Raw genomic sequence first — 22626 nt, 5'->3', positions numbered from 1 at the left:
CATTCTGTATAAAAGAATGTTGGTCAAACGTTTGACCAAGCAATTGAACCGCCTGACTAAAAACCATCCAGCCTTCATGCATTTATTCTAAATTGTGACTGTCAAGTAGCCTAGAATGAAAAAGAAAAGAATCAGCATCACCGATATTGCCTATGCCCTGCATGTGACACCTTCAACGGTTTCCCGGGCGCTGAATGGTGGCGGAAAAGTCTCTGAGAAAAAACGGCTTGAAATTATAGCCTTGGCAAAAGAACTTGGATATAGACCCAATCCGATCGCTAAAAGTCTTCTGGAAAATAAAACCCATACCATAGGCCTGATAATCCCGGAATTCACTCATCATTTTTACAGCCGCATGCTTGCCGGAATAGAAAGTGTAACCTCTAAGGCCGGGTACCAATTGCTGATTTGTACTTCCAATGAAAATCAGAATCAGGAAATAAAATCCACACTAACCCTTTTGGATGCACGAGTGGATGGAATTCTTGCCACGATCTCCAAGATGAATGATAAGTTTGAGCATCTTCAGGAAGTACTGGACAGCGGAACACCATTGGTATTGGTAGATCGTTTTTCAGAGGAAATAGAAACTCCCTATGTGATCTCGGATGATTTCAAGGGAGCCTTTTCGGCAGTGGAATATTTGTGCCAAAACGGGTGCAGAAATATCCTACATATCAAAGGGCCTGATAATCTCTCAACCACTTTCAACCGCTTTATGGGCTATAAAGAGGCGCTACGCAAGCATGAAATCGAGTTGAATGAGCATTTAATACTGGAAGGCAGTGATCCGGATTTGTTTGAAAAGATCACTTCCTGTATGAAAAACCACCCTTTAGATGGAGCTTTCACTTACAGCGATTACCTAGCTTTTGAGATCTACAAGGTAGCAAGCGAACTTAAAATCCCGATTCCTGAGCAATTGTCCGTGATAGGCTATGCGGATGAACCTATTTCCACTTACATCAACCCTACCCTAAGTACCGTAAATCAACAGCCGTTTGAAATGGGTGTATTGGGAGCAAAATATCTACTGAATAGGATTCATGATCCTACTATAGCGATGGAAACAAGCCGGGTAGAAACTAAACTAATCCTAAGGGAATCTTGCAGAAATCTGAATAATTAAATCTCAAGTCCTAGTACGTTGCTTTTGAATGTTGGTAGTAACCCTTCTGAGAGTAGAGAAATATAGTTAATGGCAGGCTTTCATTTATAACTCTTTCAATGAATTCACAATATCTCCAATACTATGAATTGATGTGTTTAAAGCCATCTTGTCTGCCAATGTAGGACTAAATTTCAACACTTCATCTTTTGTGATTTTGTGCCAAATAGGCAATATCACTTTGTGCCCATTCATTTCTTTGGCTACCATTCCATTTAATTCATATTCTGGCCAATTCTTTTTCACAAACCAAGGTGAAATAATCACAATTCCATATTTGGATCTAGACAAACCACTATCAATCTTTTTCCTTAAGCTATCTCCAACTTTCAACTCAAATTCGTCATACCAAACTTCAAATCCATTCTCCTTTAAAGCATCAGCTAAATCTCTTACTATCTCGTCTTTATCTTCAGATGCGTGTGATATGAAAAAATCGTATTCTTTGTTGTCTATATCGTTAAGACTCGCTTTTTTTGATGAGTAAGTTTGATTTATTAGAAAATCTAATTGAGATTTCTGTCGTTCAAAGTCTTGCTGCAATTTACGCTGAAAGTCTAATTGTTCTTTTTGCTGCTTTTTTTGCTCGGCTTCTTCAGCTTTTCTTAAATCATGCTTTTTCTTACCGATCTCAATTGATTTTTTTGCAATCTGTTGCTGATAGTCTGCAATTTTCTTTTTACAATTATATGTATCGTTCTGATAACCTTGAATCTGTCTTTGCTTGCTTTGCAATGAAGACAAAGACGTGTTTTTACTAATAGACTTATTAATAGAATCAATCTGACGATTTTTTTCATTCTCTTTTTTGCTTTCGTCTGCTATCTTCTTTTGTAAGTCAGCAACATCTTTTTCAAGTCTATTGACTTGGTTTTGGTAATAGGATGAATTCATTGCTCTGTCATTTTTAAGCTTGCCACATAACGGTCTGTGTAAAGAATGGCGCGGTTAAAAGTACGTTATTGTCGGCCGTGTGCAAAGCTGGCCGAAAAGCCAAAACCCCTCGGTTGGCCGTCAACCCGCGCTGTTTTTTACATCTTGTTGGCACCAGTTATTTTTTTAATTTCTTTCCAAATATTTTCAATTTCAATTGGCACTTGGTCTTTTGAAAAACGAAAGCGTTCTATTTCATTGTTTTCCTTTTCAAATTCTAAATAGAAAGTGTTTTCACTTGAATTAGCAGAAATCTGATTTTCAAATTCAGTTAAATTTATTCTCCGTAATAAACTTTCTAATTCCTTCCAGTCCTTTTTAGAGATCCTAATTTTGCTTTTGAGCTTTTCACCTTGAATATGTAAGTAATTGGAAATGGGAGTCTTTCGGTATATTTTCTCCTTGTTGAAATTTACTTCGTAGGATTCTATAAAAAGTGCAGAAGTATCATTAGAAGAAATGGTCAGTCGCTTAAACTGCCCAAAGACTATTTGATTACCAAGACTTAGATAAATGATTGTCGATATTAGCAGAAATGCGGTTCGTGTCATTTTTATTGGTGCCAACAGTTGTATATACTCACCTCCCACTACCCTATTGCGTCTATATCACTATTGTCCACAGGGTTCCGAGGTGATGTTGAGTCCAAATTAAGGATTTCGTCGAGGGGAATTGTGCAGGAGATGAAATTTATTTTTTGGGTGAGTAGATAGAACTCTGATGCTTAAGAAATTTTCTTTGAAAGCTTTTGCCGATGAACCTACATCAGCCCCACTCATAGCACAGTAAATCAGCAGCCGTTTGAAATGGGTGTAATGGGAGCAAATTACTTACTTAACAAGATCCAAAATCCGACAATGCTTATGGAAACAAGCAGGATAGAAACTAAACTAATTATCAGGGAATCATGTCTGAAGCAAAAAGTTGAGAAAATTCAAATTAACTACGAGTCAGAAAATTAACTGATGGGGATTCTAATTGAACAGATTATTTCGTCTTTTTATTAATCCTCACAGTCCCAGCTGTATTATCACTTTTCCCCACCTTCATTCTAGTCATCATTTTGGAAGGCTGAAGGGGTATCTTCCTATTTATTCAGCTATAGGCCCACTAATCTCTCTCTCTCTTATGCAAGGGTTAACTAATCAAAAGCTATTCATTTGACACTTTAAAATCCAGAAGCGAAAAGTCTTTCAATTACGAATTCAGATCAAAGCGGTAATTTTCGTGGTATTGTTTGATGTGGAAATCACAGGTATCCTTTAATTCAACAGAAAGATTCTCTTGAATTTTTAGATTGTGTTACCATGTGTTTTTTATTTTTCAAGCCATCCTATTGTCCCATTACAGAGCCAGCTTGCTTCAAAATTTGATTTGCGTAATATTTCAGCACCCAGAATTGATCTCCCTCCACCTTTTCCACAAGCGGTTATATAAAAGTTTTTATTGGACAGTTCGTTTATTCTATTTTCCAGTTCATTAATTGGAATATGAATAGAGTTGGGAATATACTTAATTTCTCGTTCTTCATTAGTTCTTACATCAAGTATTATAAAATTTTTATATTTAAGTACATCTGATTTTGAAATACAATTCATCTTACTTCGCATTCTATATTTAATAATAACTGCAGAAATTAGCGTAAGCAATCCTATAAAAATAATCGAACTATTTATGTTATAAAAATCTGCAATTAACCCCGTTAATATTGCCCCAATAGCATAACCTAAATCTCTCCATAATCTAAAAATACCAATACTTTTTGCTCTATCAATTGGATTTGTATTTTCAGCAATAGTTGCTAAAAAGGTAGGGTAAACCATTGCGGTTCCCCATCCTAAAATTGCAGCTAGTGTAATGTATTGATACAATTCTTGAGCAAATACAAATAATAAAAGGGTGATGGCTTGTAATAACATTCCCCAAAATAACATTTCTTTCTTTTGGTATTTGTCGGCCATTTTGCCTGTAAATAATTGCCCAATTCCCCATACTGCTGGATAAACTGCTGTAATTAAACCAATTTGTTCTATGGTGAAATTTTTGCTGATTAATAATAGCGGGAATATTCCCCAGACCATTCCATCATTTAAGTTGTTTATTAAGCCAGCTTGAGAAACAGAGCCTAGATTCTTATTCTTCCAAGTAGTATCCCAAAAAATATTTTTTAGTAATGGAGTAGTATTTGATTTTAATTCCTTAGCTACGTGCAGTTTTGTATCCTTAATAAAGAAGATGCTAAAAATCAATCCTAAAATCACAAGTACAATTCCAATGTAAAAAGGATATGGTCTTAATCCATAATTACTAGCAATCCAGCCTGTTAAAAAAGCAACAATTGCAACGGATAAATAGCCTGCAAATTCATTTAACCCCATTGCAAAACCCCTATCTTTTTCGCCAACTAAATCAATTTTCATTACAACAGTGCTACTCCATGCAAGTCCTTGATTGATTCCAAGTAAAACATTGGCAAAAATGATCCAATTCCAACTTGGTGCATACATTAGGATAAAAGGGATTGGAATACCAATAATCCAACCTAATATCAATAAGTTTTTCCGCCCATACTTATTGGCTAAAGCCCCTGTATAGTAATTGGTAATAGCTTTTGTAATGCCAAATACTATGATAAAAGATAGAATTGCAGTTTTTACAACTAAACCAAATTCTTTTCCTGCTATCTCAGGTAAAATGGAGCGTTCTAGGCCCACCATTCCACCAACAAATGCATTTACGATAACTAATATGGAAAACTGTTTCAAATTTTCCTTCAGCCCCAATTTTACTTCATTCATATTTTTTGCTTTTGGTACTGCAAAGGTCAGAATGAATACTAAGAAAATATTTTACATATGTTAAATAATTACCTTTTAGCTCTAATTCTACTTAGGCTAACTTGAGTAATCCCTAGATAGGAGGCAATGTATTTTAAAGGAACTCTTTGTATAATATTCTTTGATTGATCTAAAAGGTTGGCGTAACGTTCTTCTGCTGTATGAAATTGTAAACTTTCTATTCTATTAACTGTTTCAACATATGCATTTTCAAATATTTTCCGAAACAACCGTTCAATATCAGGAAATTCATCATATAATTTAAAAAGTTGAGCTGAATTAATAGCAACTAACTCTGAGTCTTCAATTGCTTGAATACCTTTTTTTGAAGGGTTGGAATTAAATAAACTATCCGCTCTAGCTACGATAGCATTTTCAAATTCAAAACTTTCCGTCACATCTGTATAATCTTTGAAATAATAGATTCTTAAAAACCCTTTTTTTATGAAATAAATATTTCTGCAAGTATTTCCTATTGGATGTAAGTCTTTACCTTTTTTGACAATAATTTCATTACAAATAGAAACTAATGCTTGCTCAGACTTATCTGATAGGCTTTGTATTTGATTCAAATAGGTTAATAATTCGATCATTTTTGGATTTGCTGTTAGCACTCGTAATTACTACATTTTTACTACACTATTGCCTCGAAACGTAATATCCTCAGGTAATCGGCTGTCTGCTGTTACCAAATTAAGACTTTGTCATGCACATCAACAAGCCTTTCAATGTATTTACTCGATATGGATAACACATACTACAACTGATGGGAAGCAAGTCGAGCCATGGTCATCTTAGCAAGGGCAATTTGTCCTTTCAACTGCTCGGAAGCTCCATGCAGGTATGCCGAGACATGGGATTGATCAATACTTCTATTTCGGACTCCAGTCGTAGCTCCAAAAAAACTCACATAACTATGGGGGGCAATTTAATCGCTGTCCTCATTCATCATCCAGAATTAGAAATTCACTAGCTATTCTCTGATTTCAGGATTATTTGCTTGATTTTAGTACACTTTCTCTTATCCAAGGGCTTTGATATATAACCATACACTGAACTAAATGACGCAGCTCTATTCTTGTCCTCCTCACTAATGGAGGAAGTGACCATAATCACTTTTACATCATTTTCAAGATTCAAACTTTCCACCTTATTTAAAAAATCCCACCCACTAATTTTCGGCATATTGATATCCAATAAAATCCAATATTGGCAAACCTCATGTGTTTTTTCTGCTGCAAACAATAGGTTCAAGCCATCTATAGGTTTATTAAAAATCAATAGTTCTTCTACTATCTCTTCAAAACCAGAGACAGTCAAATACTTCTTGGCGATCAATAAGGAGACCAAGTCATCATCAATAATTAATAGTTTAATCCTCATAGTTCAAAAACTCTAAAGCAATGGTTGTACCCTTACCATCTTCACTCTGAATATCAACCCGTCCTCCCAATGCCTCAATTTGTTTTTTAACCAGATAAAGCCCTATGCCATTTCCATATTGTGTATCCTTCAGTGGTCGTTGAATTTTAAATATCTCATCTCCATACTGCTGCATGTCAATTCCTATCCCATTGTCCTCAATTTTAATTTGCAGGATTGAATTAGTAATCTGAACTGCAGCAATTTCAATTTGAAGCTCTCTTTCTGGGGAAACGAGTTTAAGTGAATTGGCGAATACGTTTAAAAACACGTTTTCGAGGTATTCCCTGATTGAAAATATAATTAAGTCGAGAGGTATATTATTAACAGCAGTGAAGCGGGCATGGGGTTTGGTTTTTCTTAAAAGTTCAAATACTTGCTCTATCAAATGGTATAGAGAAACAGGTTCCTTGCCACTTTCAAAAACCGATGTTAAAGAAGTCAATTTATCCAAGGCAATGATAGTCCGGTCAGTTTTTTTAATCTCCCTTTTCAGAAGTCTAAAATAGTTTTGCTGCTCATCTTTATCATTTATTAAATCCATCAAACTGATTAAGCCCACAGCATTGGCTACATGAGAACGGATATCATGGGAAACGATGGAATTGTATTCTAAAAGTTTTTTGTTCTGGAAAGCAGTGTAATCAGCAAGAAGCTGAACTTGAACTCTATTATCTTCCAACTCAGTAACATCATAACCCAAGCATAATACCTCTGAAAGTTCATTCTCAGAATTTTTTAGCCCTATAAAATCCCATAGGTTGGCTACCTCTTCTTGATTATGATTTGTTTCCTTCACTAGAACTCTGCATTTGGGTTCTCTTCCAGAAGCAACTTTGAAAAAAGCTTCCTTGACATAGTCTAAATAGCCAGGTTTAACAGAGTGAAAAAAATCTATTGCATCTTCTGAGGTCTGCAATGGACTCATACCTAATTCAGTGGCATAAAAATCATTATAAAAGCTTAGCCTGCCATCAAGCTCAGTTTTGCAGATGTAAAATGTTGAATTATTTACTAGAGATTTGTAATTATTAGCAGTTCGTACAGCTTCGATTTCACTCATTTGAAGCTGCTCTCTCAACCTATTTTCGACTGTCACATCCTGAAAAACTACATATAATTCCCTGCCAATTAATTCACAATGAACTTCTATCCTTCTATCCTCAGTTTCATAATCAAATGAATATTTGGAATCTAAAGCAGTAAGAGAAATACTAAAATCTCTGATTTTTTCAAATAATGATACAGCTGAGTTATCAATAGTAAAAGTACCTGATTCGAATTCCTCAAATGTCATAGCATAATCCACTCTAAGATTAAACAAGACGTTATTCGAAGGAGTCCAGAAGATTTCCTTCCCAGACAAATCCATATACAACCCTCCCAATTTACCAATCACAGCAGCCGTATTAGTCACAATTCTTCTTTTTTCTAGCTGAGCTGCCTGCAGTGATAATTCATGATTAAGCTTATGGGATTCAATTAAAATCATGGTCTGATCAGCCATGGTTTTAAGGAATTCTAACTGTACTTCATCTAGGAGTTGAGGCTCATAACCAATTACACAAAAACTTCCAAGTATGGAATTGTCCGCAGATTTAAGAGGAAAACCTGCATAAAACCTTACTCCGAATTCCACAAAAGCTAAATATTCTTTGAAGGTTTCATCCAAGCTCAAATCAGGAATATACAGATGAGACAGATTTTCTTTTATCATATATTGACAAATGGTTTTGGACAACGGAACCTCCGAATAGTTAAACCCTATCTTAGACTTAAACCACTGTCTATCTTTATCAACTAAGGACACAAAAGCAGCGTCAGCATTGCAGATTTTAACTGCTAATTGGGTTAGTTTGTCAAATTGCTCGGAAGGTTCTGTATCGAGAATATGATAAGACTCAATTCCAGATAATTGCACACTCATTTAAATGTTTTTTAGGCGTAATAAAACGCATTTTATTAGAATAATACTATTCTCTATTGGTTTTGTGAAAGTAGTGATTTTACAAAAACCTTAAAACTTTAATTGAATAATTATTATAAGTTTTAGATAATAACACATTAAATCAGGAAACTAAATAATCCTCTGAAATCCAGACCAATAACAAAACCAGGGGAAAATGCTTTTGAGAAATCAGGAGGTTTCATAGTTGTAAATCAATAAGAAGCTCCACTTGCTCGTCTCAAACTGATTGAATCCGATATCTTATGCTCCTCAAGAGGAAAGTGGTACTTATCAATTTAGGGGACCTCATACCCCTCCAGGTATTCTTCTTTGATAATTTCCTTGAATCTTTCTGGCAGTACATTTTCGATGCGTCTGCATTTTCTGTCCTACTGATATGGATCACTTTAAAGCTGATTTCACAGGACAACTTCTAGATGCCATATCGGAGTTGATACATCGTACTAAACATCTATTGTTAGGTTATTTCAATTCCAGTTATTTCAATTTAAATGGTTAAATTATAGACTAGTAGCTTTTAAATACAATAGAATTATTTTCAAAAAAGGTAACTTTTAAATTTTAGATTATGCCAATTTACATGGATCGCCACGATGTTTCGGAAGAAGTAACAGCTGAAATTGTAGCCGATTTACATCAAAAGGATTTAAAAATTCAGCATAAATTTAATTGTAAAGGATTAACCTATTGGTTTGACGATACAAGAAAAACAGCCTTTTGCTTAGTTGAAGCTCCAAATAAGAAGGCTATTCAAGAAATGCATGATAAGGCACATGGAGCTGTTCCTCATAGGATTATCGAGGTAGATAGTACTGTGGTGGAATCATTTTTAGGCCGAATTGAAGACCCCAAAAAATCACAAAATACCGCACTAAATATTATTAATGATCCTGCCTTCAGGACCATAATGGTTGCGAGTATCAAACATTTATCTTTAAAAAACCCATCCGGAAGATCAGTTAAACAAGCTATAGATGAGTACAACAAATCCATAATTGGAACTATAACTACTTTAAATGGGAGAATCGTAAAGCAAAAAAACAATTACATTTTGATTTCTTTCAATTCCGTAACCGATGCGATAGAATGCGCCTTGAAGATCCAGACTGGAAATCAACATACAGCAGCATCCGATATTGTTACTTCTTTCACTACTAAAATAGGCTTAAGCGCCGGAGTGCCAGTAACTTCAAAAGAAGGTATTTTTGAAGACACCATACAATTGGCAGAACGGATATGCGATGTAGTAAAGGGGAAAATTGCGATATCTGCCGAAGTTAGGGATCTATATGAAAGTGAAAACCTTAATACTCCTATAGACAACGAGCATATTAATGCATTGGATTCCATTGATGAAAAATTCCTGAATGGTTTAATGGATTACACGGAAAAAGAATGGAGGAATACATCTTTAACGGCGGATGATTTTAGTAAGAGTTTGGGATATAGTAAGTCACAGCTATATAGAAAAATGATTGCTATAACAGGAAAATCACCCAACAGTTTTCTAAAGGAGTATAGGTTAGATAGAGCCATAGAGTTATTGAATAAAAAAAATGGGAATATTTCAGATATAGCGTACGAAACAGGTTTTAATACGCCAGCTTATTTTTCAAAATGCTTCCAAAAAGCATATGATATACTTCCATCCGTATATACAAAAACAAGTAATCTCTCCTCCTAAGTACTAAATGAATCTTAAAATTTACTGAGGGTGCATTCAGTAGTTTACTTCTCAACTTTCTTTACTTGCAAATCTCTTATGGTCAGAATTCCCTGTTTTTTGAATGAAATGTAGCTCAGCTTCATTTTAAGAGCACCTATTTTTAGTCATCATAGAAAAAACTGAAAATCATGGAGAATCTTATAAAAGACATAGACTCATCACTAGTTGAAAATTTGACTTCTCAACTCAGAGGTAAAGTTGTCAAGCCATCGGACAAGGATTATGATGAAACCAGAAAGGTTTTTAATGGAATGATCGACAAACACCCTGGAATGTTTGTCCTATGTAGGGATGTAGCCGATGTAATTGCCGCAGTTAATTTTGCCAGGGAAAATGATCTTATTGTTGCAATTAGAGGTGGTGGACATAATGGAGGCGGACTTGGCCTATGCGATGATGGATTGGTAATAGACCTTTCGGGGATCAAATTTGTCAGAGTCGATACTTCAAACAATACTGTAAGAGTTGGCGGAGGAAATCTTTGGGGAGAGGTGGATCATGCTACCCATCCATTTGGTCTAGCAGTACCTGCCGGAATTATTTCTACTACAGGAGTTGGAGGTTTAACACTTGGGGGTGGAGTTGGCTATTTATCAAGAAAATATGGATTAACTATTGACAATTTGCTAGAAGCAGATATGGTATTGGCGGACGGAAGTTTTGTCACTGTTAGTGCTGAACAAAACAAAGATTTATTCTGGGCAATCCGTGGTGGAGGTGGGAATTTTGGCATTGTAACTTCATTCAAATTTCAGGCGCATCCGGTAAAAACAGTTTTTGGTGGCCCCACTTTATGGCCCATAGAAAAGACAGAAGAAATAATGGATTGGTATCACAAATTCATTCACAAGGCTGAGGATGACTTGAATGGATTCATAGCAACGCTGGTTATTCCAGGCCCTCCCTTTCCAGAGAATTTACATAACAAACAATTTTGCGGTATTGTATGGTGCTACACAGGAGATATGAACAAGGCAAAAGAAGTATTTAAGCCAATATTGGAAATGAACCCAATATTCGATCATGTAGGTGAAATGCCTTATCCAGCTATCCAGACCTTATTTGACGGACTTTTCCCTCCAGGATTACAATGGTACTGGCGTGCAGATTTTTTTGATGAATTAGGCCCCGAACTAAGAAAACAACATTTAGCCTTCGGCTCTACTATCCCCACTCCACTTTCTCAAATGCACTTATATCCTATTAGTGGGGCTGCAAGCAGAGTTGGTCCTGAAGAAACTCCTTGGGCATATCGAGATGCCAAGTACGCCGGGGTAATCGTAGGGGTAGATCCTGATCCAGCAAATAGTGATAAAATCACACATTGGTGTAAGGATTATTGGAAAGCTTTACATCCTTATTCTGCGGGAGGAGCCTATTCCAATTTTATGATGGATGAAGGTCAGGAACGCGTACAAGCGAGCTACAAACATAACTACGAGCGTTTAAGTCAAATAAAAAAGAAATATGACCCAAATAATTTATTCAAAATCAATCAGAATATACTTCCAAAGTAATTTATAACTTATTACAGCTGTAATCATTCAAGTAAAAAGAAGCTGTGCCCATACTAATTCGAGCTCTCCACGCCTCATTCGAGCAAATCCAAATTGTGGTAGAAATACTGTAGCGTAAAGTGAATTGCCAATAGGAACTGGAAATCAATAGACAAGGGAACTCAATTTACCCCTCAATCTCCTCCAACAACTCCGCATACCAAGCTTCCCCGTATTTTCGGGTCAGAGCATCTTTGAGAAATTTGTAAATCGGAACTTTTAGACTTGATCCCAACTGACAAGCAGGATCACAGATATGCCAGCGATCGTAATTCAATGCATCAAACTGATCGTATTTAGTGACGCGAATCGGATACATATGGCAGCTAATAGGCTTTTTATAAGAAGTCTTCCCATCAAGGTAAGCTTGCTCAATTCCACATTTCAAAATACCTCTATCATCATATAGTGCATAAGCACATTCGCGGTTGTCACCAATGGTTGGAGTTCCTTTGTCACCGTCCTTGTCAAATACCCAAGTACCTTGCCTTTCAATAGCTTGACGTCCCTCCTCAGTGATATAATCTTTGACAATTGGATAGATATCTTCGATGATTTTGGTTTCCTCATCTTCCAAAGGAGCTCCAGCATCTCCTTCCACACAGCATGCGCCTTTGCATGCCTCCAGGTCACAAACGAAAAAATTCTCTTTAATGTCATCCGAAAGCACGGTATCTCCTACTATTATCATGGTCTTCTTTGTTAGCTCGCAAAGTTAAGCAATCGAAAGCTAGGCATTCGGCTTCACAAAGTCTTTTCTTCGAACGTATACACCTTTGGTGAGCTTTGCGATTATGTTTCCTACGCCATCTGTTACTTCACAGGGAAATTCGAACACTCCTTTTCCATCCCGATCCACAGTTATTTTTATCTCATCAATTTGGGAAGGAGAAAGCTTAAATTCTGCATAAACAGTTTCTTTCCCGGGTTTTAGAAATTCAATGCTCGCCGTTTTATCCCAGACGATATACTCCTCTCCCAATTGAATCAGTAAAATAAACATGAAAAATGGATCACACATAGCATAGAGCGAGCCTCCAAAAGCTGTTCCCATCAAATCCCTATTAAACCAGGTGAGGTTGAGTCTGGTGCGAAACATAGAAAAATCCGCTGCATAATCAATCACCTTAATTCCTGAAAACAGATATGGTGGATACCAATTGACGGCTCGGATCATTTTCCTAAACTTCTTGCTTTTGCTACTATCCATTCGAAAAAGATAAGTCAAAAGCCACAGAAAAAGAACGACTTATAGCATCACCTTTCTCCTAGGCTGTTTACTATCGTACATTTTTAAAACTGATAGCAAGATTTTAACGTTCTTTGCAACGTGCAAGTCGTCTTGTCGCCGTCTCATGGTAATAGTGAGGAGGAGGAAAGTCCGGGCAACATAGAGCGCCATACTTCCTAACGGGAAGGAGGCTGACTGGTGACGGTCAGTTTACAGCTAGTGCAACAGAGAATATACCGCCATTAGACTTCGGGGCCTGCCCTGAGCTTGTCGAAGGGTAAGGGTGAAAAGGTGGAGTAAGAGCCCACCGCTCTGGCAGTGATGTCAGGGGCACGGCAAACCTTATGGGTTGAAAGATCAAATAGGTTCCGCGTCGGATTAAGTTCCGAGAAAAGTTGCTCGCTTTTATGCGGAACGGGTAGATCGATTGATCCCGATTGTGAAATCGGGACTAGATAAATGACAAGAAACCAATTCTGAAAATAGAAGAGGAAACAGGACCCGGCTTATAGACTTGCACTTTTTTATTTTATATTGAAACTATGTCGAAAATACTGATCATCGATGACGAGAAAGTCATCCGCGCTACATTACGCGAAATTTTAGAATACGAGAAATACATTGTTACTGAAGCCCAGGATGGCGAGGAAGGCTTGGCAAAATTGCAGGAAGACGATTACGATCTAGTTCTTTGCGATGTCAAAATGCCTAAAATGGATGGAATTGAAGTTCTGGAAAAAGCTAAGGCATTGGACAGATCTCCTCAATTCATCATGATCTCCGCTCACGGTAGTATTGAAACTGCAGTCGAAGCCACTAAAAAAGGAGCTTTCGACTTTATCCCCAAACCTCCGGATCTTAATCGCTTACTTCTGACAGTTCGAAATGCTTTAGACAAAAAGAATCTTGTCACAGAGACTAAAGTTTTGAAGAAGAAGCTTTCCAAAAAACTGGACATGGTTGGGGAATCTGATGCCATTCAACAGGTAAAAGAAACGATTGAAAAGGTCGCTCCCACGGATGCCAGAGTCTTAATCACAGGTCCAAATGGAACAGGTAAAGAACTGGTGGCACATTGGGTGCATGCCAAAAGCAATAGAGCTGCCCATCCTTTTGTAGCTGTGAACTGTGCTGCTATTCCTTCAGAGTTAATTGAAAGTGAGCTTTTCGGACATGAAAAAGGAGCCTTCACCTCAGCTCATAAGCAGCGTCAAGGTAAATTTGAGCAAGCTCAAGGTGGCACACTATTTCTCGATGAAATCGGTGACATGTCACTTTCAGCCCAGTCCAAAGTATTACGTGCTCTTCAGGAAAATCTGATCAATCGTGTAGGTTCGGACAAAGACATCAAAGTGGATGTGCGTGTCTTGGCCGCTACGAATAAGGATCTGAAAAAAGAGATTGAGGAGAATAGATTCAGAGAGGATTTATACCACCGACTTGGTGTGATCCTGATACAAGTCCCTGCTTTGAAGGACAGAAAAGATGATATCCCTTTACTTGTAAATAAGTTTTTGGATGATATCTCACAGGAAAATGGAGATGCGCCAAAAAGCTTCAGTAAAGCCGCTATGGCGAAATTGCAGGATTATCCATGGACTGGGAATATCCGGGAACTAAGAAATGTAGTAGAGAGATTGGTGATTTTGGGCGAACCTGAAATTAGCCTAGAGGATATAAAAAAATACGCTGACTATTAAGTCAGCGTATTTTTTTTAGCTATTGGCGTCCTGAGATGTAGGTGCTTTCGCGTAAGCTGGGCATGGCTTGCTGGAAGCACAAGCTCCCAAGGCTAAAATCCCAATTAATAATGCTGCAGTGGCTAATTTTTTCATGTCGTGATTTTTGTTCTGTTCAAATATGTCCAATTAATATTAAGATAGCAATTACTGCACCAAGAGATTACAACCACGGATTTCACTGTTATCAAATCTTCCTAGCACTTCCAACATTCCATTTTCATCATACTTACCCAAATCTTGGGTTTCGACAAATGCACAAGAATGGAAATTAGCGAGATCAATCACGTTAATTCCTCCCTGTGATCTCTGAGAAAGTGAAAGCGGATCATTCACATCTCTAAGCATAACGCGCATGGAATTGGGTAAGGTATATTTCCCATGACCTTTGGAATAAGCCTGAGACATCAACTCCGTCATTCCATATTCAGAATGGATAGCATCTACACCGAAAAATGGTTTGAGAATATCATGAACTTCTTCGCGAATCATCTCCTTTCTTCTCCCCTTCATTCCGCCAGTCTCCATTACAATAAGGTTTGATGGTGCAGCGAACTTTTTGCCAGATTCGGCCAAATCCAACAAGGCAAAAGTGACTCCTAGTAATAATACTTTTCGTCCATCATTAGCCAGCAATTCCATTTTCTTCAATAATTCATCCTGATTGTACAGATAAAACCCAGAATGCTCCGATTTGCTTTCTCTGATAAAATGATCCGCCATGCTCACTAGGCTACTTCCTTTTCTCTCCAAATAAGCAGGCAAGAGTGCCAAAACATGGAACCCCTTTAACTCTCCATACTTAGCTTCAAAGATTTGTTGTGCATGTTGCTGATACCAGCTCTCAGACCAGAAATAATGCTTGCTCGTAATCATCCCCGTAGTTCCGCTACTGGAGAAGTATCCTTTCATTGTAGCATTCGGGGCAGAGATCACGTCATGGTCTTTGAAAAAGCGAATTGGTAAAAATGGAATTTGATCCAAGGATTTCACCGATTGCGTATTTATGTTACGAGCTTCTAGGTATTTCTTGTAAATTGAATTAGCCTGAGCTTGAAAATGAAAAAGTTCTAACGCAAGATTTTCAAATACATCCGGTTTCAAATTATTTAGCCTACTCGAAAAACTTTTAAAATCCTGCATCGTTTTATATTTTGCATCAATCGTACCAAAGTAATGGTTTAATTTGGTGGTAAATTTACTTTCACCCTATGCGTTTAAAAAGCTATTTAGGAATATTCTTTTTGCTGATCCTCGCAACTGCCTGTATCAATCCACCTGATAATTTTCCTTCAGTCCCTAAAATTGTCTTTGAATCAATAGAATACGCGCCAACTTCAGGTGCAGATTCCCTGATTATCGGAATTGATTTTCAAGATGCCGAAGGAGATCTAGGATTATCAGCTACGGATGATGATCCTCCTTTTCAAGATGTGGATTTTCAGAGGAATTCTACGGGAGAGCTGATTACCTATAGTACCAGACCTTCGGAGGCTCCATCTTACAATCCTATTGATTGGCTAGTGGATCCGATTGTAAATAACCAGGTTGTCAAAGACACTATTTGGGTAAAACAAAACCCAAACCAATTCAATATTTTCCTGAAGTTCTTTATCAAGAGAAATGGTCAGTTCAAAGAATTCAAATGGCAAGACCCTCCATTCTATACCACTTTCAATGGTCGTTTTCCAAGAATCCTTACCTCTGAAGTGGGTCAAGCTGTAGAAGGAAATATCAGTTACGGAATGCTATCATCGGGCTGGGAATCTATTTTCAGAACAGATACGATAAGAATAGATGTATCAATACAGGATAGAGCGCTTAATCGAAGTAATGAAGTATCCAGTCCTGAAGTGACGCTTAAACAGATCACTAGACCATCTAACTAAAACAAAAAGTCCTGAAAATCAGGACTTTTTTATTTGTGACAATACTTTATCAGCAGTTGTCTTCTTGCAGAAATGATCACCCACTATCACATTTGGCGCTGTTTTACACATATCCATGCATTTGGTTTTGATGAATTTACAGCTCCCTTTGAGCGGTGGTACATCAGTAAGACCTTTCAGCTCTTTATATAATTTTTTAGCCCCGCCTTGCTTACAATCGGATCCATTGCATATAAAAACTAGTTTCCTTGTGTGTTTCATTATCCTCCCGAAATAGCCTGCATCATCAAGCCACAAAGATACGCACCATACGTACCCGCAGCATATCCTAATACAGCCAAAAGCACGCCAACTGGCGCGAGTGATGCATCAAAAGCTGCCGCTACTATAGGGGCAGATGCCGCACCGCCAACATTTGCCTGTGATCCTACTGCGACATAGAAGAATGGAGCTTTGATAATAAATGCTACGATAAGCATGATGATGATATGGAAAAACATCCATACTATCCCAACGACAAACAAAAGTGGGTTATCTAAGACGGCTCCTAGATCCATTTGCATCCCTATGGTAGCGATCAATACATATAGCAGAACACTTCCCATACGCGAAGCTCCGGCGCCTTCTAGTTTCCTAACCTTAGTGAAGGACAGTAATAGTCCTGCGGTAGTAGCGATTACAACTATCCAAAAGAAAGCTGAATCCAAAGAGAACTGCTTCAGATTGGGATAATTCTCTCCAATAAATGGTGCAAGAAAATCTGCAATTAAATGAGCCACTCCTGTGACACCAAAGCCAACACCAAGAATAATCATAGTATCTGATAGGCTTGGGATCTTCATGATTCCCTTTCTGAACTCTTCTATTCTATCACGAAGCTCATAAATTTTGGTACTGTCAGCATTGAAAAACTTATCTATCTTCTCAGGCTTTGCAGCCCAGTAAAGCAATACGGCCATCCAGAGATTTGCCACCAACACATCCACAGCAATCATCTGACTGAAAAGCGCTGGACTAGGCCCAAAAACTTCCAACATAGCAGTTTGATTCGCTCCTCCTCCTATCCAAGAACCCGCAATCGTAGATAATCCCCTCCAAACTTCCTCTGGACCACTACCTCCCAATAAATCAGGGAATAATGTACCTACAGTCAACAATGCCAGTGGACCGCCTAGCATGATCCCAACAGTTCCTGCCAGAAACATAGTCAGCGCCTTAGGTCCCAATTTCAAAATCCCTTTAATATCAATACTGATCGTAAACAATACCAAGGAAGCAGGAAGCAAATACCTACTGGCAACTTTATACAGTGAAGAGCTTTCGCCTGAGATCAACCCAAAGGAATTGGCAAGCGCAGGTATGAAATAGCAGAGCAAAACAGTGGGTACAACACCGTAGAATTTCTGCCAAAAAGGTTTATCACTAGCTGAGGTGACAAAAATTATAGCCAAAATTGCCATAAGCAATCCAAAAACTACAGCATCATTTGTAAGCAAGGGGGTATTTTCTTCCATTATATCTGGGATAATCGATTGCAACAATACCAACAATTGTCCAAAAAGCCCAGAGTCTAAAGCTTTCCGTTTTCGAGAATCTGTAGCAATTCACTTAAAATCATCGCTGTCGCTCCCCAGACCATCTCCTGATCTACTTCAAAATAGGGTGTATCCAAGCGGAAATTATTGCTGAATTCTAGGATCTTCTGCTTGCGAATACTGGGTTCATAGAGTGTACTGACAGCGGCTTGTATAATTCTTGCCACTTCTTTTTCTTCAGGAACAAACTCTGGAACCACTTCCGAATAACCCAATACAGGACTAACCAAAAAATTACTGGTAGGAATAAATAAATCACTCATTCTACCAATCAATTTGACTTGCTCAGGCATAATACCTACCTCTTCCCAGGCTTCCCGAAGTGCCGTATCCACTTCATCTTCATCTTCTTCCTCCATCTTCCCACCTGGAAATGCAATCTGTCCACTATGAACTCCCTGATAAACTGGCCTTTTGATCAAAGGAAAAAATGCTTTGTTTTTGTAAGGGTAAAGCAATATTAATACAGCCCCTTTTCTATGATTATCTGGAAGTTTTGGGTCAAACCTTCTCATATCCACAGGATTTGGAGACATAGAAAGTTGCGCTTCTTTGCCTGGCAAAGGATGTTTCATCCCATTTTCCAACAAATTCAGCACGCTTTCAAAATCCATATTACCCCAAATCTACCTGTTTGATTTTTGAATTGATATAAGATTGTGGCACGTAAGATTCTGAAACCTTATTCATCTGAAATTGTCTCAGAGAATGATTATCAACATTGATCAGCCAAGCCATTGGCCTATAACCAGCTTCTTCCTGAAAAAATCCAAGGACTAAAAATTCACTTTCGCTCAGCCAAAGCCCTTCCTCAAACATACCCGAAGGTCCCATAAAAAGTAAGCGTTCTTTCATCCCATCTTCCTTGTACCAAACGACTTCGGAATCTGGATTGAGGAACGGAGCATCAATAGCATCCTGCGCCTCGACCTTATAGCTATAGATATCCATCGTCCCGTTCCCGGTTGGATGAGGCATTTGATACGGAAACAACGGGTCACCCTTGAGAATCGGATTACGTTCAGGCATTTCCATGGGATCGATGGTATCTGTCATCACCAACTCAAACTGGGAGGCATCAAATATTCCTAGATCACTACTCCAGTGCGTATACCAATTTTTATTTTGCGCAAGTGCCAAATCAATTTGAGATCTATTTTTATCTAGTTCTTCTTCGTCGAGCGAAACATTTTCGATTCGCTCATTAGTACTCTTTTCACTAGTGTCACAAGCAAAAAGTGAGACTAAAGCGACGCTAAAAGCTGCAAAATAAGTAAGTGTGAATTTTGGACTCCCCATAGAAGTTTTAATTGAGAAGGTTAAGCTAAGTCTTGGCGACTAAAAATCAAAAAAGGTTGGGACATTGACCCAACCTTTTCCTGCTCTCAAACCTATTAAACCTATTGTAGATATTCGTTTTATGAATACCTGCGAAAATTATAAAATGTTTTCATATACTCCAAACAATCGATTGCGAAAGATTTTCGAAATTTTATTTCCCCAAAGATTTCCCGAGATAAACCCTTAAAAATCAATGAAATTATATCTTAGCAAACGCCAAAAATATTTTCATTTAAAATTGAGCTTTTTATTAAGCTTCAGCGAATAAACTTTTATGACCTTAACACTTCCGAAACAATTAGCTGAGAAAATTGAAACTGGATTCATGACTTATATGGAGCTTTTCAATACTTACACACGATTGGCACCAAAATATTTCAGCGAAAAAGCCTGGCACGCAACACATTTAAATAACAAGCAACGGCTTCGGCTTTATAAGGATTTACTATTCCCGCTTGCAAAAGAGTGTAATGAAATGCTTGGTGATCAGGCATCTGATTCCTCTAGTTGGATGAAAATAAAGTCTGAGTACCAATTGCTAATTGCAAATAGGCCGGATCTCGAACTGGCAGAAACATTTTTCAATTCGGTAATCAGAAAGGCATTTCCCAAGATGACAATCGATGAGGACCTAATGTTTGTCATGGAGGGATTTGACTCCTGTACAGTGAGAGAGTCCGAAGAACTACTTAGAACTTACCCTTCATTCCTTGGACTGGAAAAGAACATCAGGCAAATACTCGACGATTATGACTTTGGAGCTCCATTTATGGATCAGGAACAGGATATCAAATTCTTAATAGCCAGTGTTAAAAAAGTTATTCTAACTAGATACAGGGTTGGCCCAGAGACGAAAACTCAGATTTTGAAATCCGTTTTCTACCGAAATAAGGCCGCCTATTTAATAGGAAGGACTTTTCTGGGACATAAATGGATGCCTTTCATCATCCCTGTGGTACATGGGAAAAAAGGAGTTTTCGTGGATACGCTGATTTTCGATCCCAACCTGATGAGCAGCATGTTCAGCTTTACCAGATCATATTTCATGGTCGAAGCCGAAATCCCATCCCAAGTAGTCGGATTTCTCAACTCAGTAATCCCGCACAAGAAAATTCACGAACTATATAATGCCATCGGTTTCAATAAGCATGGCAAAACCTTATTTTACAGAGATTTCCTCCATCATTTAGAAGCTAGTGATGATCAATTCGAAGTTGCCGCGGGAATAAAAGGAATGGTAATGACCGTATTTACTTTACCATCCTTGAACATTGTCTTCAAAATGATCAAGGATCATTTTGAACCTCCAAAAACCATGACTAGACAAGAAGTCCGTGGCAAGTACAAACTGGTTTCTCTACATGATCGGGTGGGAAGAATGGCAGACACACACGAATTTGAATACTTCAAAATACCTATTGGTAGGATCAGCACTGAATTGATGATAGAGCTTCGAAAGACTACCAACTCTCATCTTATAATCACCGACTCTCATCTAATTATCAAGCATTTATATACAGAGCGTAGAATGGAACCTTTAAATCTATTCTTGGAACACTGCAGCACTGAAGAAGGAATGAGAGCGGCTGAAGACTATGGAAGATCTATCTTACAACTGGCTCAGGCAAATATTTTCCCTGGTGACATGATGACAAAAAACTTTGGGCTTACACGCCAAAAAAGGGTGATTTTCTATGATTATGATGAAATAGAATTTCTGACGGATATGAATTTCCGGGTCAAGCCAAAAGCTGAAACTTATGAACAGATATATGCTCCAGAGCCTTGGTATTCCATTGCGAAAAATGACGTATTCCCGGAAGACTTCAAAAGATGGATGATAGGTAGAAAAGATATCAAGGATCATTTTCTGGATTATCACAAAGATCTTTTTGATCCCGTTTATTGGCAAGGCGTTCAGCAAAGAATTGCTGCTGGTGAACTGATTCATGCTTTCCCCTATCCTGACGAGATTCGTTTCCGACCAGACGAAAAGATTTAAGAACAGAAGTTTTTTTCATTGGTATGTCTGCAACCCTTATTTTTGCAATCTGGGTTTAGCCCCTAATCACCCATTTGAATGAATTCTGAATCACAACCGAATATAAACACCCTACAAGCCACGAAGACGAAAACCATAATTCTGACTACTCCTATTGACGACGAAAGGCCTGTCTATATCTCAGGTAATTTCAATAATTGGGCAACTCAGGATCGTCGTTTTCTAATGAAAAAAATCTCCAAAGGAAAGTATGAATTTACATTTCCTGCAAGCGGAGAATTTGAAAAAGAGCTTATTTATAAATTCACCAAAGGTGATTGGTCAGAAGTAGAGATCGATCGGTATGGCAATAGAACTCCTAATAGATATTGGAATGACGATCAGGACACTAAAGTCGAAAAAGTAGCAAAATGGCGTAAAAACTGGCTACCCTATCGTCCAAGTCAACTACCGATTATCCGTTTGATTTCTGAAGAATTTGAAATCCCGCAACTCAATAAGACACGCAAAGTCTGGGCACTCCTACCGCACGATTATAACAGTAGCGATGAAACTTATCCAGTACTTTACCTGCATGATGCTCAAAATCTTTTCAACGAAAATGCTGCATTCGGCAGTTGGCAGATTGACAAGAAACTGGCTGTAATGTCTGACTATGGAATTGGAAAAATCATTGTAATCGCTGTAGAACATGGTGAATCCGAGCGTCTGCAGGAATATAACGTAGGAAAAACGGTGCTTGGAGCTGGAAGTGGCAAAAAGTACATTCGGTTCATCACCGATACCCTAAAACCATTTGTAGACAAAACCTATCGCACCAAGACTGAGCGGGAATTCACTGGAATCGGTGGCAGTTCCATGGGAGGTTTGGTGAGCATTTTCTCAGGTCTGATTTATCCGGAGGTGTTTGGGAAATTGATGGTTTTTTCGCCCTCGCTTTGGGTCATTCCAAAAATCAAACTGGGCTTTCTAGATATTTTTGAACCTCAAGAAACTCGCTTATATCTCTATGCCGGCGGCGATGAAAGTGAAACGATGGTGAAACATGTTCTCAAATTCCGCAAACGCTTGCTCAAAAGAGAGAGTTTAAAAGGGAAAATGAAAGTTCATCTCAGCATCAATGAAGAGGGCAAACACAACGAGACCTATTGGAGTGATGAGTTCCCAAAAGCCATAGAATGGCTATTTTTCAGTAATAAAGAAGACTAATCAGCGAAA

The 22626-nt window shown here is 38.0% G+C and carries 20 protein-coding genes, 1 other RNA gene and 1 pseudogene; 8 read left to right on the top strand and 14 right to left on the bottom strand.

Annotated elements, in window-relative coordinates; all coding sequences use genetic code 11:
* Positions 1–115 precede the first annotated feature (115 nt).
* On the top strand, positions 116–1129 hold the full coding sequence (locus tag ESV85_RS05345; RefSeq protein ID WP_146915474.1) for a LacI family DNA-binding transcriptional regulator: 1014 nt from the start codon (positions 116–118) through the stop codon (positions 1127–1129).
* A gap of 84 nt (positions 1130–1213) precedes the next feature.
* Here the strand turns inward: ESV85_RS05345 and ESV85_RS05340 are convergent, their stop codons facing one another.
* The 7 genes and pseudogenes from ESV85_RS05340 to ESV85_RS05315 form a co-directional block, all read right to left on the bottom strand.
* Positions 1214–2062, bottom strand: a complete 849-nt coding sequence (locus tag ESV85_RS05340) for a toll/interleukin-1 receptor domain-containing protein (protein WP_146915473.1) — start codon at positions 2060–2062, stop codon at positions 1214–1216.
* Positions 2063–2199: 137 nt separating this feature from the next.
* Positions 2200–2652: a hypothetical protein gene (locus tag ESV85_RS05335; RefSeq protein ID WP_146915471.1), complete on the bottom strand. Its 453-nt coding sequence runs from the start codon at positions 2650–2652 to the stop codon at positions 2200–2202.
* A gap of 765 nt (positions 2653–3417) precedes the next feature.
* The gene (locus ESV85_RS22455) at positions 3418–3699 is read right to left on the bottom strand and encodes a rhodanese-like domain-containing protein (RefSeq protein WP_223275934.1); all 282 of its coding nucleotides are present in this window, start codon (positions 3697–3699) and stop codon (positions 3418–3420) included.
* Positions 3700–3702: 3 nt separating this feature from the next.
* Positions 3703–4899: pseudogene (locus tag ESV85_RS05330) on the bottom strand (MFS transporter); the annotation flags it as partial.
* Between the two features lie 68 nt (positions 4900–4967).
* Complete coding sequence (locus ESV85_RS05325; RefSeq protein ID WP_146915469.1) at positions 4968–5531, bottom strand: Crp/Fnr family transcriptional regulator; 564 nt, start codon at positions 5529–5531, stop codon at positions 4968–4970.
* 376 nt (positions 5532–5907) lie between these two features.
* The gene (locus ESV85_RS05320) at positions 5908–6321 is read right to left on the bottom strand and encodes a response regulator (protein WP_146915467.1); all 414 of its coding nucleotides are present in this window, start codon (positions 6319–6321) and stop codon (positions 5908–5910) included.
* Entirely contained in the window at positions 6311–8287 is a 1977-nt protein-coding gene (locus tag ESV85_RS05315) for a GAF domain-containing sensor histidine kinase (RefSeq protein ID WP_146915465.1), read from the bottom strand. Before ESV85_RS05315 ends, ESV85_RS05320 begins: the two co-directional genes overlap by 11 nt.
* Before the next feature lie 610 nt (positions 8288–8897).
* Between ESV85_RS05315 and ESV85_RS05310 the strand changes: the two genes are divergently transcribed.
* On the top strand, positions 8898–10013 hold the full coding sequence (locus tag ESV85_RS05310) for a nickel-binding protein (protein WP_146915463.1): 1116 nt from the start codon (positions 8898–8900) through the stop codon (positions 10011–10013).
* Positions 10014–10183: 170 nt separating this feature from the next.
* Positions 10184–11572 (top strand): FAD-binding oxidoreductase, encoded by a 1389-nt coding sequence (locus ESV85_RS05305; protein WP_146915461.1) that lies wholly within the window; start codon positions 10184–10186, stop codon positions 11570–11572.
* Between the two features lie 166 nt (positions 11573–11738).
* Here the strand turns inward: ESV85_RS05305 and ESV85_RS05300 are convergent, their stop codons facing one another.
* Entirely contained in the window at positions 11739–12302 is a 564-nt protein-coding gene (locus tag ESV85_RS05300) for a DUF3109 family protein (protein ID WP_146915459.1), read from the bottom strand.
* Between the two features lie 39 nt (positions 12303–12341).
* Positions 12342–12821 carry a PaaI family thioesterase gene (locus tag ESV85_RS05295; protein ID WP_146915458.1) on the bottom strand — a complete coding sequence of 160 codons (480 nt, stop codon included), beginning with the start codon at positions 12819–12821 and terminating at the stop codon, positions 12342–12344.
* Positions 12822–12940: 119 nt separating this feature from the next.
* Here ESV85_RS05295 and rnpB point away from each other — a divergent pair.
* Positions 12941–13367, top strand: an RNA gene (gene rnpB / locus ESV85_RS05290) — RNase P RNA component class A.
* 17 nt (positions 13368–13384) lie between these two features.
* Positions 13385–14542: a sigma-54-dependent transcriptional regulator gene (locus ESV85_RS05285; RefSeq protein WP_146915456.1), complete on the top strand. Its 1158-nt coding sequence runs from the start codon at positions 13385–13387 to the stop codon at positions 14540–14542.
* Between the two features lie 186 nt (positions 14543–14728).
* On the opposite strand, the gene ESV85_RS05280 is transcribed toward ESV85_RS05285, so the two are convergent.
* Positions 14729–15724, bottom strand: coding sequence for an acyl transferase (locus tag ESV85_RS05280; protein WP_146915454.1), 996 nt, complete (start codon positions 15722–15724; stop codon positions 14729–14731).
* A 68-nt stretch (positions 15725–15792) separates the two neighbouring features.
* On the opposite strand from ESV85_RS05280, the gene ESV85_RS05275 reads away from it, so the two are divergent.
* Positions 15793–16470 carry a hypothetical protein gene (locus ESV85_RS05275; protein ID WP_146915452.1) on the top strand — a complete coding sequence of 226 codons (678 nt, stop codon included), beginning with the start codon at positions 15793–15795 and terminating at the stop codon, positions 16468–16470.
* A gap of 18 nt (positions 16471–16488) precedes the next feature.
* Here the strand turns inward: ESV85_RS05275 and ESV85_RS05270 are convergent, their stop codons facing one another.
* Genes ESV85_RS05270 through ESV85_RS05255 form a run of 4 tightly spaced genes read right to left on the bottom strand, consistent with a single transcriptional unit; the run spans position 16489 to position 19364 of the window.
* Positions 16489–16731 (bottom strand): (2Fe-2S) ferredoxin domain-containing protein, encoded by a 243-nt coding sequence (locus tag ESV85_RS05270; RefSeq protein ID WP_146915450.1) that lies wholly within the window; start codon positions 16729–16731, stop codon positions 16489–16491.
* The gene (locus ESV85_RS05265; RefSeq protein ID WP_146915448.1) at positions 16731–17984 is read right to left on the bottom strand and encodes a DUF819 domain-containing protein; all 1254 of its coding nucleotides are present in this window, start codon (positions 17982–17984) and stop codon (positions 16731–16733) included. Before ESV85_RS05265 ends, ESV85_RS05270 begins: the two co-directional genes overlap by 1 nt.
* Before the next feature lie 56 nt (positions 17985–18040).
* Positions 18041–18679: an NUDIX hydrolase gene (locus ESV85_RS05260; RefSeq protein ID WP_146915446.1), complete on the bottom strand. Its 639-nt coding sequence runs from the start codon at positions 18677–18679 to the stop codon at positions 18041–18043.
* 1 nt (position 18680) lies between these two features.
* Positions 18681–19364: a hypothetical protein gene (locus ESV85_RS05255; protein ID WP_146915444.1), complete on the bottom strand. Its 684-nt coding sequence runs from the start codon at positions 19362–19364 to the stop codon at positions 18681–18683.
* Positions 19365–19680: 316 nt separating this feature from the next.
* Here ESV85_RS05255 and aceK point away from each other — a divergent pair, with 316 nt between their 5' ends.
* Positions 19681–21408, top strand: coding sequence for a bifunctional isocitrate dehydrogenase kinase/phosphatase (gene aceK / locus ESV85_RS05250; protein ID WP_146915442.1), 1728 nt, complete (start codon positions 19681–19683; stop codon positions 21406–21408).
* A 78-nt stretch (positions 21409–21486) separates the two neighbouring features.
* Entirely contained in the window at positions 21487–22617 is a 1131-nt protein-coding gene (locus tag ESV85_RS05245; protein ID WP_146915440.1) for an alpha/beta hydrolase, read from the top strand.
* The last annotated feature ends 9 nt before the right edge of the window (positions 22618–22626 follow it).

The sequence above is a fragment of the Algoriphagus aquimarinus genome, assembly GCF_007997215.1.
Classification (GTDB): domain Bacteria; phylum Bacteroidota; class Bacteroidia; order Cytophagales; family Cyclobacteriaceae; genus Algoriphagus; species Algoriphagus aquimarinus_A.
The sequence above is the reverse complement of the archived record's forward strand: the minus strand, read 5'-3'. Positions and strand labels throughout refer to the sequence as shown.